Consider the following 14,469-nt stretch of genomic DNA (forward strand, 5'->3'; position numbering starts at 1 on the left):
GCCCTCAACGCGGAGGAAAACATGGTTCACATCGCAAACGAATCGGTTCTGCTTCTCGTGGACATTCAGCAGCGCCTGATGCCCAGCATCTTCGAGGGCGACCGTGTGGTTAAGGAAGCCGTCCGTCTCGCGCGCATTGCTCAAATCCTCGACGTTCCCATCATTGGTACAGAACAAAGTCCGGAAGGATTGGGAGAGAACGTAGTCGACATCAAGATGCTCTGCGATCAAACGCTGACCAAACATCATTTCGACGGCTGCGAGGATGGCCTCGTCGAGGCGCTGCCCGGGCAACGGCGACATGTCATCGTTGCAGGATGCGAAGCCCACGTTTGCGTCTTGCAGACCTGTATGGGCCTTCTCAAGCGCCATGCTGAAGTAACGGTGGTTGTCGACGCAATAGGTTCTCGCACTGAACGCAACTACAAGGCGGCGCTGCATCGCCTTGCCGAGGCGGGGGCCACCTTTGCGACGGTCGAGATGATTGCGTTTGAATGGATGGAGACAAGCAAGCATCCGAGGTTCCGGGACGTGCTTGCACTCGTGCGATAGCGCCAGGTTCCCGCTCCGATACTCTTCCCCGACCCGGCATTGGTCGCGCCTGTGACCTAGCCGAGATCGCCTCAATCCCCAAAAACGGGGAGTGAGACACCAGGCTGTCCCGACATGCAACGTCGAGCGGCTGTTGGGGACCCCTTTCCTCTCGTAGCGCCGACTACCGCACTAGTTGCGCCTGCTCGGTCGCGCCCTGACTTAGCAGGAGGCAGCAACCAAAGATACCGGATTCCTGTCGGAACATTAAAAGCATTCTCTGGTGAAGGAGACACACCATGCAGCACATAGAAGTGAACAAGTTGGTCGATGAGGCCAAGTTCAACAGATTCCACGCCAAGGTGCTGGCGTGGTGCCTTCTGGTCATCATTATCGACGGCTACGATATCGCTGTCGCGGGTGCCGCGCTTCCGTCCATCATGAAGGAAATGGGTGTCGACGCCTCGACGGCGGGCTTTATGACCAGTTCGGCGCTGTTTGGCATGATGTTTGGTGCGATCTTCCTGGGCGCCTTGTCGGACAAGATCGGGCGCCGATGGACGATTTCCATTTGCGTACTCTTGTTCAGTATCTTCACAGCAGCGGCCGGACTGACGCATGACCCCGTTACCTTCAGCGTGATGCGATTTATCGCGGGGCTTGGTCTTGGTGGTGTCATGCCAAACATCGTTGCGCAGATGACCGAATACTCGCCGCAACGCATCCGCAGCTTCATGACAACCGTGATGTTCTCCGGCTACGCTGTCGGAGGCATCCTTGCCGCTGCGCTCGGCAAGCAGTTCATCGCTGAGTTCGGATGGCAGGTCGTGTTCTTTGCAGCCGGCGTGCCGGTTCTATTAATTCCAATTATTCTTAAGACCATGCCGGAGTCGTTGTCATTCCTGATGGCGCGCCAGGATGCACAACAGTTGCATCGGGTAGTCCGACAAATCGACCCACGGATAGAGACGCATCCTGACGATCAGTTTCATGCGCTGCATCAAGGCAATTCTGCTGGCGCGCCGGCAGCCGAGCTTTTTCAGGATGGTCGCGGTGTAAGCACGTTCATGTTTTGGATCGCTTTCTTTACGGGCCTCTTCATGATCTATGCGTTGAGCACATGGCTGACCAAGCTGATGGCCATGTCGGGCTATAGCCTGGGCTCGGCGCTGAGCTTTGTTATTGCCTTGAATCTCGGTGCCATCGTTGGCGCAATTGGCGGCGGGTGGCTCGCTGACCGCTTCCACATTAAGTGGGTCCTCGTAGCAATGTACGCACTCGGAGCGGTCTATCTGTACATGATGACATTCAAGCTCTCGACCGAAGTGCTCTACCTTGTCGTCGGGGCCGTCGGTGCATGTACCACTGGCGCGCAGCTCATTGCCTATGCCTATTGCGCACAGTTTTACCCAATGTCGATCCGCTCCACGGGTATCGGCATGGCGTCTGGCATTGGTCGATCCGGGGCGATCGCTGCGCCGATGCTAATCGGGCTGATCGTTTCCTTGAAGCTGCCACTGCAGCACAATTTTCTGGTAATTGGCGCGGCGGGCCTGGTTGGCGCCGTGGCGCTAGCCTGTATCAACCACCGGCGATCTGCGTCCAGGCAGTATGTCGACACGGAGTTGAATTCCGCCTCCACGGAAAGGCAGGAACTGCTGGACCTTCCTACATAAACGTTCAGCAAATATGTGACCACCGTCGTTGGAACGTTGAGAGCCTCAACGTTCCGTCAACGGCGCGGCTTCCGGCTCGGGTTCGGTAGCTCATGTAGGCGATCGGCAGGCAAATGACGCTGTAACCATTCGATACACACTTTGATCTTCGCGGACGCTTCGAGCCGCTCCGGATATACGGCCCAGACGTTAGCCTCTTGCGCATAGCCCGGGAGGATTTGCCGTAGCTGACCAGAATCGAGCAGGGGCTTCACATCCCACATTGAGCGCAACAGAATGCCACGGCCCTCGACCGCCCACTGCACTGCGATCTCGCCATGATTGGTGGAGAGCTGCCCGCGCACCTTCACAGATTCGTCGCCAGCCGGCCCGCGCAAGCGCCAGACACCAAACGGATGGTCGCGCTCTTTAATGATCAGGCAGTCATGATTCGGCAGATCTGCTAGCGAGCGAGGCATGCCTGCTCTTTTGAGGTATGCGTCGGATGCGCACAGCACGCGATAGTTGGGAGCGAGCTTGCGTGCAATGTGGTGGGGTGCAATCTCGTCGCCGATACGTATGTCAAGGTCGAACCCTTCGGCACCAACGTCCACTAGCCGATCGAAGACCTCGAACCGGATCATCAGCGCTGGATAGCGCTGGGCCAGGGCCGAGATTGCCGGGGCTACGATGTTGCGGCCAAAACCGAAGCTGCTGCTGATGCGCAGCGTCCCTCTCGGAGCCTTGCGCTTAGCCGAGATGTCGTCGAACAGGTGGTCGACGTCGTCAAGGATCTTCTGCGCCCACAGGTATGTGCGCTCGCCGTCCTCAGTAACCGTCACGCGACGCGTAGTACGGATCAACAACTTTGCCCCGACCGCTGATTCGAGCGCTTTTACGCGCTTGGTGATGAATGCAGGCGACATCCCAAGATCGACCGCCGCCGCAGCGAAACTGGAACGCTGCGTCACGTGAACAAACACACGCAGGTCGTCGAGGTTAGGAAGCGGTGGATTCTTCACGATTCGTAAATGTTGGCTTGACGAATGGTTCGATTATGCACCCCGTTTGCTTCCTATACTAGCCGCATCTTTGCAACGCACTGAGGTTCGACATGAAGAGCACAACCCTGAAAATTGCAGCCATCGCTGGCGATGGCATTGGCAAGGAGGTACTCCCTGAAGGCATTAAAGTCGTGCAGGCTGCAGCCACGCTGTTCGACATCTCGCTAGAGATCAATACCTTTGAATGGGCGAGCTGCGATTACTACGCGAAGCACGGCTCAATGATGCCGGAGAATTGGAAGGAGACGCTGCTGCCCTACGACGCGATCTACTTCGGTGCGGTGGGATGGCCCGCACTTGTGCCCGACCATGTGTCGCTGTGGGGCTCACTCATAAAGTTTCGCCGCGAGTTCGACCAGTACATTAATCTGCGGCCGGTACGACTGTTCGATGGCGTCCCCTGCCCGCTCGCCAACCGCAATCCGGGTGACATTGACTATCTGGTCGTGCGTGAAAATACCGAGGGCGAATACACGTCGATCGGCGGCATCATGTACGAGGGCACCGAACATGAGGTCGTGTCACAGCAAGCAATGTTCTCGCGCCGCGGCGCGGACCGTCTATTGCGCTATGCATTCGAGCTTGCCCGGAGCCGCGAGCGCAAGCATGTCACGGTGGCGACGAAATCCAACGGCATCGCCATTAGCATGCCCTGGTGGGACCTGCGCGCGGAGGCGATCGCCGGCGAATATCCTGACGTCGCGCTCGACAAGCAGCACATCGACATTCTGTCGGCGCGCTTCGTCCTTCAACCGAACCGCTTCGACGTGGTGGCGGCGACGAACCTGTTCGGTGACATCCTTTCCGACCTTGGCCCCGCGACCACTGGCACCATCGGCATCGCGCCATCGGCAAGCCTCAATCCCGAGCGCCGGTTTCCATCGCTGTTCGAGCCCGTGCACGGCTCAGCTCCCGATATCGCTGGCAAGGGCATCGCCAATCCCATTGCGATGATTTGGTCCGGTGCGCTGATGCTCGACTTTCTCGGCCATCGAGCGGCACACGACGCCATCCTTGCCGGGGTCGAAAGCGTGTTGCGCGACGGACCGCACACCCGCGACCTCAGAGGGCAGGCAACGACAGCGGAGGTCGGCGACGCGATCGTGCAGCGCCTTAAGGCCGTTGCGCCGCGCTAGGGCAACAAGGCGCTAAACCACCGTTGGGCCCGAAAGCCCGAAGTCCCAAGGAAGAGGAAGTAGGAGACAAAATGCACATGAAACTTGCATGGAAGACCCCTGCGCTGAAGCCGGCGATTGCCGTACTTGCGCTAACCGCGGTTTGGCTGAGCCCTGCGAGGGCTCAAGGATATCCGACCCGTCCCATCACGATGGTGATTCCGTTCGCGGCAGGCGGTCCGACCGATCTACTCGGTCGCTCCCTGGCTCAGGCCATGAGCGCAGTGCTTAACCAATCAGTTGTCGTCGAGAACCGACCCGGCGCAGGCGGTACCCTTGCATCAGCGGCCGTGGCTCGAGCACAACCGGATGGCTATACGGTCCTGCTGCATCATATCGGCATGTCCACGGCACCAGCACTCTATCGAAAGCTCAATTTCAATCCGCTGCAGGCGTATGAGTACATCGGCCATGTCGCTGACGTGCCGATGACTGTGGTCGGCCGCCCTGACCTACCACCAATCACGCCAAAGGAATTTATCGCTTACATGAAGGCGAATGGCAGCAAGGTGAACATCGCCCATGCGGGCCTTGGTGCGGCATCGCATTTATGTGGCATGCTGCTGCAACAGGCGATTGGCTCCGAAGCAACAACCGTCCCGTATCAGGATACCGGCCCTGCAATGACTGGACTGATGGGCAAGCAGGTTGATGCAATGTGTGACCAGACCATGCAGACCATGTCCTATATCAAGGCAGGCAAGGTCAAGTTCTATGGCGTCACGACGAAGGAGAGATTGAGGCAGTTACCCGATGCGCCTACCATGCGCGAAGCAGGCCTCAAGGACTTCGAGGTCGTCGTCTGGCACGGCGTGTACGCGCCGAAGGGGACGCCGCCTAACGTAACTGCGAAGCTTAACGAAGCGCTGCAGCGGGCGCTGCAGCAACCTGCTCTTGTCAAACGCCTCGACGACCTGGGCGTGCAGATCGTGGCGCCAGCCCTGCAGACGCCAAAGGGACTGCAGGAGAAGCTGAGTGCCGAGATCACTCGCTGGGGCCCGTTGATTCGCGAAGCGGGGACGTACGCGGACTAACGCGAGCCTGCACTTCATCCACATACTTAACATGGCAAACCTGATGCGCTCCTGAATTCAACTCCCAGGCGGAGATACCAAGGCATTCCAATGTGGGCGCAACGTCGACATGATCGTGCGAAGCACCAACAGCACGCACGCGCCGCTTCTTGGTAGAAGCGGCGCCGACCGCTTATGCAGGATATGCGGTCATTCAACATCCTCGTATGAGTGTCGGAGATGGGTCGGGTACGGACGGACGTACGCCTGCCCCGCTTCAATAGAGACATCGCATCTGGGAAGATTCAGAGCGTGCTCTTGGGCAACACCTTCAGTTGCGAGACATAGGCTGGCGCCCACATCTCAGCTGATGCAATCGCCTGCATCAGCGCGCGGTATTCTCCATATTGATTGGAGTTGAGGGCCGCGACCACTTTCGTGGCGAATACTGCAGGCTTGACACCTGCGTGGATGCTGAGCTTGACAAGGTCGGCGCAGGCTTCGTCAAAGATCACGCTGATTTCCCAGCCATCTTCCGTTGTGCGTTCGTAGACTGTCTCGGCCAGCGCGATAAAGTCCCACATCAGCTCGGGAGCAAGGTCACGAGCGGCATGGGCAATGGATGAGGCGATCGCCACCCGTAGGGCGTCGAGTTCTCTGGATAATTCGCTGACTTGTTCCGTGCCAAGAAACGAGGCTTGCTCACTGAGCTCGCTAATCCATTCACGAATGGCTGCGACCATCATATCGCTTCGTGGGGCGGCCAGCTCGAATCGCAGTCGACGCCACAGACGCGGATGCGTCGCGGCCATCTCAGCAAGCAGTCTCGCCTGGCGTTCCGGTCCGATGGTCGCCAAGGCCTTGGTATCAATCTCGTCTTCCGCGTTCGACAACGATATCCTCCTCAGAACTTGCCCATTGGACTTCTCACTTGTCAGTCCCTGACCGTGCCACGCTTTTCAGGCATTGTCACATGGCGCTGGGAACATGACGACTCGGCAGGTGGTTGGTAATCCCGCGTTGCTGACCACATCGTGCTGCGGCTCCTTACCTTGTGCTCCACTTCCACCACGCCCCGCCGGTACGCCCCTTCGGCCGCTTCCATTCCAGGCTGACGAGCCCTATTCCGAAAGAGATTCAAGGTGCAAGAGCTTGGGCCACAGTTTGGATTGTGGACTGCCAAATGTTTGTGCCCTCAGCAGAATGGCCAGTCATCGCGCCCTGGGATCGCGTCTGGGGTGTTGGCCAACCTCTTTGCGGCCCAAATCTTTGCACCGTTCGGTAGCCGCCGCTTTAATAATTTCATGATCCTGAAATTTACGGTTTGGCATAGTTCATCCGCCAGCGGCGCTCACGGAGCGCTCTACAAGAATTCCTGTTAGGGTTTATACTAACACCCGTCTCCTCCCTTTCTTCTCTAAGGGATTCGTGCCCGCCTTGCCGCGGGCGTTCTTTTGCCTGCGTTCCAAGTCCGCCGCCCTGTTCGGGCGCCTACCGTCGCCTGGCGGCCCGCGCATGGTCCACGGCGCCCGCAGAGGTCGGAAGAGACCTTTTCCCAGTGGCAGCAAAGCTCGATACTCGATACTCTTCTACGCGACGCGCGATTTCGGTTCATCACCGCGCCGACGAAGCAAGCCAAAAATGCGCGGGGCTACCGGGAACGCACAGCCCAGCAGCACTACACAGGCGAAGTTGAACTTGGGGGCTGGATCGAGCGTTCGCCAAGGTCAAGACTCTCGGCAACGAGTGCGTGGCCGCTCGTCAGCATCCGCGCCGAACTGCGCCGATTCTGCAGAAGGTCGTGCATCGTCTCGCAGCGGATCAACAACATTCTCGCCGGCTCCTCCTCAGCCTCGGCTACGTTAGCGGCGCTGCGCAGATATGCTTGCCGGGAGACGATGGCGACGATCACAATGATGGCTCCGACGCAGACGGACCGAACCAAAAATCGGACGTATCGTGCCATTGAAGTCGCACCGAATAGCAGGAGTAGTTGTGGTGAGACTACACTAGGATTGCGCGGCGCGATGCTACCCCGTTGCAGGATTGCCACGGCCCCCGATTCGCCGTCACAAGACCGGACCGCGCCTTCCATGACACCGCACTGGGCCTGATAAGCATGCCTCAAAAAGCGATCGCGCCCCTGCCGAGCGGCCACTACTGGGCCACGCCGTACGCGCCCTTCCCGCTGGACGGTCCGAACGGCTATGACGAAGTGTTCCCTGGCGCCCACTGCGTCAGCGACGGCAAGTGGGTCACGTTCTATAAGAACGGGGAAGAGGTCTGGGCCTGCAATGCCCTGTATGCCGCTGCGCATTTCGATTTTGCTGCCGTGTCCAGCGGCTGCGCTTCGATAGCCGACTGAGGTGCTGGCGGCGCAGGGAGACACGCTGCTCTTCTCTCCGAATCAAACATAACACCCCGGCAATCAGAGCAAAAAACGCTGATCGGGTGTTATGTTGAATGGGCGGTGACCGGACTTTCCGGCGTAAAAACCGTAAGCTCGCTGCAGCTGCCACAAGGTCTGGAGGCCCAGTATCTGTCGCGGCGGAATGCCAAGATGAGGCTGGGGATTTAGATTGCCAGACTGTACTGCGTTAGGATCAACACCGTTTGCGTCAGGCCCTGCGCCGAAAGGGTGGTCAAATACTCCGAAGGAGACTTTGGTGGATTCTTCAGAGATGCACGGTGTTCCGCCACTGCCGCCAGGACCTTCCCTGCATTCAGATCAAAGAGATCCACGACGAAATCGTCCGGATGGATCGCCTCGACGTTGAACTCCTTGAGCGCGGCTTGCGGGAAGTCCTTCATATTGAACGTGATGATTCCCTCCGAGCCGCTATGAATTGCGGCCGCAACCACATGTCGATCGTCAGGGTCAGGCAATTTAATGGACTCAATAAGGTGCTCATAGCCGAAAACTAGCGAATCACGAACACTTCGGTTCATCAGTTCGCGAGTGCCTGCAAGGCGATCCGCGGAAAGCTCCGGCCGCCGCGCGAGGAGGTTGCGAATCCACTCGTCATGAATTTGATTCGTCCACTTTGCACGGTACAGATCCGTCAGCGCGAGCCGCATCAGCAGATCGCGCAGCGGAGCAGGATAGAGAACGCAGGCATCGTAGACTACAGCGAAGTTGGAAGTCATGCTCAATAGCCCATGTCCAACTCTTGGGCCTGTGCTGCAAGTTCGTCAAGTGCCTTGCGTCGCTCGCCATCAATGCGCTGCTTGTAGCTGACAACATCCTGGTAGAGAACGCGCCGATGCGTGTTGACCTTACGGAACGGGATCTCGCCCTTCTCCAGAAGCTGAACCAAGTATGGTCGAGAGACGTTAAGCAGGTCCGCCGCCTCTTGCGTCGTCAGTTCGGCGTGAATGGGAATGATGGAGACGGCGTTCCCTTGGCCGATTTCGGCGAGAACCTCGACGAGAAGCCTCAGAGCAGAGGTGGGCAATGTGACACTATGCAACTCGCCCTTGTCAGTCTTGAAATCGAATTGCTGCGTATCGGATCGGCAGTCCAAGGCCACCGCCAGGCTGCGGCTCGATTCCCGAGCGATAGCGCTTTCGTCTGCCGAAGGCAGCGTCGTGTTGGTGATGGTTGCGTGCATGGAAATCCCCGGCTCGTACGTGTCAGCGCATAGTAATTCGAAATAATCGAATTCGCAATATCCGAAACGAATGAGCCCTGCGAAGAGGCTCCGTCGTCACGTGCGTGGGAGCGATTGTGGTTTTTATGCACAACGTACGGACGGCGTACACAGCAGAGGAATGGGCGCAGGCGCATGGGCGCCAACCCGTGGGCGGCTAGGCTCGGAGCGCGAGGCGGTGTATTCACGCATGACAAGCGCAACGTTATCGGACCATATTGCCCCATCGCCGAAACGCCGGCCTCACGCCCTCCCCCGCCTGCATCCACCGGGGGGATGACGTGAAATTGCAATGGCAGTAGCCGGCCAGCAGCGGTCATCTGGCTCTACAAAATCGAAAGGCAGAAATGGGGGCGGCAAAAGAGCCATCCATCTGAAGGCGCTGTAGCACCTACCGTGAACCAAAGCTGCTCATCACAGATAACATCATATGCAGTGATCAAGCTGATGCCGCGCACGGCCCTCGAGGGCATTGCAGGAGGCTTACCGGAGCTAGTCCGGCACTGGGAAGCGGCGTGGCGCTACCGCGGCCGCGCGCCTGCGAATGGGTCAGGCGCCCGCCAGAGCCTCTTCGGCGATCTTCCAGGCATGCTCCTGCATGGCGTCCAGGTACCGCCTGATGCTTGTTTCCGTCATCCTGCTTGCCAGCGCTCCTAGCCCGATTGCGCCAATCGTTTCTTGAGAGCTGGTAACGATCGGCACGCTGATGCCGCGGTAGTGGGTGTTCAGGAAGTTCACCTCGAGCCGTCCATAGCCATGGCGCCTGCAATGCATGACGCGCTCGCGCACCGCCGACACCGTATCGCCAAACGCGGCGATACGGCGCGCATTCTGCCTCAACAGGGCATCCAGGCCCGCAGCCGGCATTGTCTGCACCAGGGGAATGCCGCCAACGCTCACTCCGAGCGGCCGCCGGTTGCCAACTTCGACGTAAAGGATCTTTGCGGGATTTTTCCCGGAGCGCCGGTCAATACAGACGGAGTCGAGTGCATTACGCGTCGTGAGAAATACAGTCTCGCCGAATCTTGCGCATAGCTTCTCCAGATGCGGTGAAGCCATTGCACGAATCGGGAACCGGTTGCGTCGCGACAGCGCCAGCAGGAAAACCTCCTGGCCAATGTAGTAGCGGCTCTCGCCCGGCGGCTTTTCCACAAGTCCCTGGCCGACGAGTGTGCCCAGCAGCCTGTGCACCGTAGCGGGCGGCAAGCCGAGCTCCGCGGCGATGTCTCCGAGCCGCCGCCCCTGGTCCTGGCCTATGGCAACCGCACCCAGGATTTGGGCTACGCGTTCCGCGCTGCGAACCGTATCTTCCCGCGCCGAAGGCAGTGTTCCTTGCGGCCCGTCGGGGCGGGTCCCGCCAACTGCAGTCCCCACCACTTTGCGTCCCTTTGCCATGGGCGTTCCCTTCTGTCTCATGGTGATCCCACGCTCCCATTGCGCCGCCGCTATTGTCCTGGCCGTAGCCAAAGCCGTGCGCACCTCTCGGGCCAGTCATCGGATCCAAGTGCGAAAATTTTCCGCCAGGCGGAATTCTGCGTCAACAGCGGATTGTGGGGCGGGGAGCGTCGTTCCTACACTGACGCCGCTGTTACCCGAATTCGAAAGCCGGCAGGGGCCCACTGCCGGCGTATCCGCCGCAGGCTCCGCTGAGCCGATGCGGCCTCTGGAGGAGACCCCATGCAACTGTCAACGCTCGCCGCGGGCGAAGCAACGTCGACAACCGTCGACAGAGTATTCCGGAAAATAGCCTGGCGTTTGATGCCGATCCTATTCCTCGGCTACTTGTTCGCGTTCCTGGACCGGATCAACGTTGGGTATGCGCAGTTGCAGATGAAGGACACGCTCGGGTTCTCCGACGCAGTCTACGGTCTTGGGGCCGGCATCTTCTTCCTCAGCTAAATGCTGTGCGAAGTGCCAAGCAACATGCTGTTCGAGCGTATGGGCGCGCGGCGGACTTTCCTGCGCATCATGCTGCTATGGGGACTGGCCTCTGCCGCCACCATGTTCGTGCAGACACCGCTGCAGTTTTACATCGTTCGCTTTCTGCTTGGTGTCTTTGAAGCCGGCTTCTTTCCCGGCGTGATCCTGTATCTCAGCTACTGGTTCCCGCCGGAATGGCGCGGGCGCGCGACCAGTGCGTTCCTGTTTGCCTTGCCTATCGCGGGCGTCGTGGGTGGACCGGTTTCCGGAGCCATCATTCGCCTGATGGACGGCACAGGCGGTCTGGCGGGCTGGCAATGGTGCTTCCTGCTCGAAGGCCTCCCGACGACGCTCATCGGCCTGCTTTGCCACCGGTTCCTGTGTGACAAGCCCGGGCTCGCGTCGTGGCTGAGCGCCGACGAAAAGCGGATTGTCGAGGCGGCCTTGCCTGCGCATGAGCCGAGCAGCCGCCACGGCTGGCAGGAGGTGCGGGAGGTGATGACCGAGCGCCGCGTGTACGCGCTCGGCCTGATCTACTTTGCACTCACAAGCGGCTCCTACGCGTTCGCGTTCTGGCTTCCCTCCATTATCAAGGGGCTGGGGGTGAGCGACCCGCTGCAGATCGGCTGGTATTCATTGCCGCCCTACGTCATGGGTGCTGTCGGTATGTGCATCGTCTCCTGGCATTCCGATATTCGCGGAGAGCGGCGCTGGCATGTCGCACTGATGTGCCTGCTTGCGTCTATCGCGCTGGCGACCAGCACCCTGGCCGGTCGATCGCTCGGTACCTCGTTGCTGTTGCTGAGCATTGCCAACTTTGGACTGATGGGGGCGGGGGCGGTGTTCTGGAGCGTTGCACCGACTGCGCTGCGGGCGCGCAATGCGGCAGTGGGTATCGCACTGGTGAGCAGTCTTGGCATTCTCGGCGGATTCTTCAGCCCTACGCTCATCGGCGTTGCGCGATCCGTGACCGGGAGCACCTCAGGCGGTCTCCTGCTGATCAGCCTGATGCTACTGGCCGCGGGCGCCGTCACGGTTCGCACCCTGAGTCGCGGGATTCCAGCGCTGGCCGGTGCAAAGTAACAAGGTGAGAACCCATGCAAGAAAAGTACCCGTTTTCCATCCGCGAAACCATACGCTTCCATCATTGTGACCCTGCCGGCATCGTCTTCTATCCCCAATACCTGGTGATACTGCATGCGTTCATCGAGCGATGGTTCGATGACGGCTTGGACGAACCCTACGCAAGACTCATATCCGCAAAACGGCTGGGCATTCCCGTGGTCCGGCTTGACTGTGAATTCTTCTCGCCCAGCCAGCTCGGCGACGAAGTCACGCTCACGCTGTCGGTTGATCGGCTTGGCCACAGTTCCATCGATCTGCACCTTGAGGTACGCGGCACGGACGGCGATGGTGCCGAACACACACGCGTGCGCGTGCGGCAAACCGTGGTCCTGATGTCGCTGGAAACGCGCCGGGCCGTTCCCTTGCCGCCGTCGCTGCGCGCACGGATGGCGAGTCAATTGATAGAGCGAACAACGGAGAACGCCTTCCGCTTCACGAATGGCCTGTCGAGTCAGGCATGAGCGAACGACACAACTGCATCGTGGCTGTACAACCCTGAGGAACAGAAAATGGAAAGCAAGAAGGTAATCGTGCTCGTCGCCCCGACCGGCGGCATGGCATTCAAGTCGCACAGTCCCCACCTGCCCACGCAGCCGGCGGAGATTGCGCGGGATGTTTATGACTGCTACAACGCGGGGGCCAGTGTTGCGGCAATCCACGCACGCTTGCCGAACGACCTGGCAACATGCAATGCGGACATCTACCGCGACATCAATTCCCGTATCCGGGACAAGTGCGACATTGTCATCAACAACTCGACTGGCGGCGGCATCCATGGTGACATGGTGAAGCCGTTCGAGGACGGGCTGCTCGACACTGTCTGGACTGAGCGCCTGAAGGGCATGGATGCGGGAGCTGAGATGTGCACGCTTGACGCCTGTACGATGAACGCCACGTTCAACGGCACGGAAGTCCTGCTCAATACACCGCCTTCGCGCTGCCGCGAACTTGCCCAGGGCATGAAGGAGCGTGGTATCAAGCCGGAATGGGAAGTCTTCAACCCGGCGCATATCCTGCAGGACGTCGCCAGTCTGATCGAGCAGGGGTTTGACGAGCCCCCTTACATCATCAATATGGTACTCAACGCGCATCGCGGATTTCAGAACGCAATGCCCTATACCCCGCGGGTGCTCCAATCCATGGTCGACCTGCTGCCGCACGACAGCGTGTTCTGCGTAAGCGGAATTGGCCCGGCACAGCTCCCTGCAGGGATTAATGCGCTGCTGCTTGGGGGCGCGATCATCCGTGTCGGCCTAGAAGACAATCTGTATTACCGGCAGGGCGAACTGGCGACCAACGTCGCGCTGGTCGAACGGACCGTGCGGCTGCTGCGTGAAATGGGCTACGACATTGCCTCCCCTGCGGAAGCGCGCCAGATGCTTGGATTGCCGCGGAAGGACGTGAGGACTCGGCCGGATTTTGCCCTGCTGTGACTGGACATCCGCTTGGCATGCCTTGGCAACGCATGCCTACTGACGTTCGCCCGCGCGCGCGGGGGCCTTCAATATCGGCAATGCACTAGACATTGGTCTATTTTATGTTGCGAAACGCAATGACCGCTCCTCCGGCCATTACCGCCGCTCGGCCTCGCCGCGCCAGACGGCAGAAGTGGGGCGCGAAGAGACGACGGACAGAGGGCGGAGATCCATGACTTGCCGCACCGCCGTGCCCCTCCGATGACCAAGACTTTTCGCCGCCGACCAGATCGGTGATACCACAGACCTTCCGGCGAGACATACCCGGCATAATGTCTAGACTTTTACGTCACACCCTTGGACGGGGCTTCAAGGTTTTATAGCTTGGGCCGCTGTGGGGACTGTTTTCGCCAGCATAGAGTAGGCGGGCGGGGTCATTGAGGCACGCCAGGAGGAGCTGTCATTTGCCGTGGTGATCGAGTATTTCCGAGTATTCGCTGCTGCCATCGATGCCAAGCCTTCAAATGAACAAGGGCCCCCGAAGGAGCCCTTGTCAGTAACTTTTCTGTTTCGAGGTCAGTTACAACCCAAGGCGGCTGTTAGGCGGCCAATGCGAACTTTTCGTCGTTAGCATTTACTTCGATTTAGTTTTAACGTCTTCTCTGACGGGTTGCCTCACGACCCTATCTCCCCCTGTCGAAACCAGGTCAGGCCCATCAGAAGCGCACTACCCGTGCAATGTGCTTCTGGTGGACCTGGGCGGAATCGAACCGTCGTACTACTCGACGCGCTCTACAAGCGAACTGACATACCCGGCGCCGCCTTGCCCGACATCTTCGACTTCGACGTAATAGCCCAGCTTTTGTCCCGCTATGAGAGGCAGCTGGACTGAGTAATCGGCGCTGGTTCGTTGCATGTCCA

General features: G+C 59.3%; 15 protein-coding genes and 1 other RNA gene. 9 read left to right on the top strand and 7 right to left on the bottom strand.

From position 1 onward, the window contains the following. Positions 1-21: 21 nt before the first annotated feature. Together J8I82_RS13465 and J8I82_RS13470 are read left to right on the top strand one after the other, a co-directional pair. Positions 22-552 carry an isochorismatase family protein gene (locus tag J8I82_RS13465; protein WP_209758163.1) on the top strand — a complete coding sequence of 177 codons (531 nt, stop codon included), beginning with the start codon at positions 22-24 and terminating at the stop codon, positions 550-552. A 278-nt stretch (positions 553-830) separates the two neighbouring features. Then, a complete protein-coding gene (locus tag J8I82_RS13470) occupies positions 831-2,207 on the top strand; it encodes an MFS transporter (protein WP_209758165.1) in 1,377 nt (458 codons plus the stop codon). A gap of 56 nt (positions 2,208-2,263) precedes the next feature. Here J8I82_RS13470 and J8I82_RS13475 read toward each other — a convergent pair whose 3' ends face one another. Beyond that, positions 2,264-3,208: a LysR substrate-binding domain-containing protein gene (locus J8I82_RS13475; RefSeq protein ID WP_284183063.1), complete on the bottom strand. Its 945-nt coding sequence runs from the start codon at positions 3,206-3,208 to the stop codon at positions 2,264-2,266. Between the two features lie 92 nt (positions 3,209-3,300). Here J8I82_RS13475 and J8I82_RS13480 point away from each other — a divergent pair, with 92 nt between their 5' ends. After that, a complete protein-coding gene (locus J8I82_RS13480) occupies positions 3,301-4,386 on the top strand; it encodes a tartrate dehydrogenase (RefSeq protein ID WP_209758167.1) in 1,086 nt (361 codons plus the stop codon). 77 nt (positions 4,387-4,463) lie between these two features. Then, positions 4,464-5,459: a tripartite tricarboxylate transporter substrate-binding protein gene (locus tag J8I82_RS13485; protein ID WP_209758345.1), complete on the top strand. Its 996-nt coding sequence runs from the start codon at positions 4,464-4,466 to the stop codon at positions 5,457-5,459. Between the two features lie 284 nt (positions 5,460-5,743). Here J8I82_RS13485 and J8I82_RS13490 read toward each other — a convergent pair whose 3' ends face one another. After that, the gene (locus tag J8I82_RS13490) at positions 5,744-6,331 is read right to left on the bottom strand and encodes a DUF6880 family protein (protein WP_209758169.1); all 588 of its coding nucleotides are present in this window, start codon (positions 6,329-6,331) and stop codon (positions 5,744-5,746) included. Positions 6,332-7,116: 785 nt separating this feature from the next. Beyond that, a complete protein-coding gene (locus J8I82_RS13495; protein ID WP_245179712.1) occupies positions 7,117-7,350 on the bottom strand; it encodes a hypothetical protein in 234 nt (77 codons plus the stop codon). Positions 7,351-7,557: 207 nt separating this feature from the next. On the opposite strand from J8I82_RS13495, the gene J8I82_RS13500 reads away from it, so the two are divergent. Beyond that, the gene (locus tag J8I82_RS13500; protein ID WP_209758171.1) at positions 7,558-7,803 is read left to right on the top strand and encodes a hypothetical protein; all 246 of its coding nucleotides are present in this window, start codon (positions 7,558-7,560) and stop codon (positions 7,801-7,803) included. A 209-nt stretch (positions 7,804-8,012) separates the two neighbouring features. Here the strand turns inward: J8I82_RS13500 and J8I82_RS13505 are convergent, their stop codons facing one another. The 3 genes from J8I82_RS13505 to J8I82_RS13515 form a co-directional block, all read right to left on the bottom strand. Further along, a complete protein-coding gene (locus J8I82_RS13505) occupies positions 8,013-8,585 on the bottom strand; it encodes a PIN domain-containing protein (protein ID WP_209758173.1) in 573 nt (190 codons plus the stop codon). A 2-nt stretch (positions 8,586-8,587) separates the two neighbouring features. Then, a complete protein-coding gene (locus J8I82_RS13510; RefSeq protein ID WP_209758175.1) occupies positions 8,588-9,049 on the bottom strand; it encodes an excisionase family DNA-binding protein in 462 nt (153 codons plus the stop codon). Positions 9,050-9,637: 588 nt separating this feature from the next. Continuing rightward, positions 9,638-10,483, bottom strand: a complete 846-nt coding sequence (locus J8I82_RS13515) for an IclR family transcriptional regulator (RefSeq protein WP_209758177.1) — start codon at positions 10,481-10,483, stop codon at positions 9,638-9,640. A gap of 282 nt (positions 10,484-10,765) precedes the next feature. Between J8I82_RS13515 and J8I82_RS13520 the strand changes: the two genes are divergently transcribed. From J8I82_RS13520 to J8I82_RS13535, 4 genes are read left to right on the top strand one after another with little or no spacing between them, the layout of a single operon-like run. Then, positions 10,766-10,987, top strand: coding sequence for a hypothetical protein (locus J8I82_RS13520; RefSeq protein WP_209758179.1), 222 nt, complete (start codon positions 10,766-10,768; stop codon positions 10,985-10,987). Between the two features lie 24 nt (positions 10,988-11,011). After that, on the top strand, positions 11,012-12,091 hold the full coding sequence (locus J8I82_RS13525; protein ID WP_209758181.1) for an MFS transporter: 1,080 nt from the start codon (positions 11,012-11,014) through the stop codon (positions 12,089-12,091). 14 nt (positions 12,092-12,105) lie between these two features. Next, on the top strand, positions 12,106-12,594 hold the full coding sequence (locus J8I82_RS13530; protein WP_209758183.1) for an acyl-CoA thioesterase: 489 nt from the start codon (positions 12,106-12,108) through the stop codon (positions 12,592-12,594). Positions 12,595-12,642: 48 nt separating this feature from the next. Continuing rightward, entirely contained in the window at positions 12,643-13,566 is a 924-nt protein-coding gene (locus J8I82_RS13535; RefSeq protein ID WP_209758185.1) for a beta-keto acid cleavage family enzyme, read from the top strand. 507 nt (positions 13,567-14,073) lie between these two features. Here J8I82_RS13535 and ssrA read toward each other — a convergent pair. Then, positions 14,074-14,402: a transfer-messenger RNA gene (gene ssrA / locus J8I82_RS13540) on the bottom strand. Positions 14,403-14,469 lie beyond the last annotated feature (67 nt).

It is taken from the genome of Cupriavidus consociatus (assembly GCF_017814975.1).
Lineage (GTDB): Bacteria > Pseudomonadota > Gammaproteobacteria > Burkholderiales > Burkholderiaceae > Cupriavidus > Cupriavidus consociatus.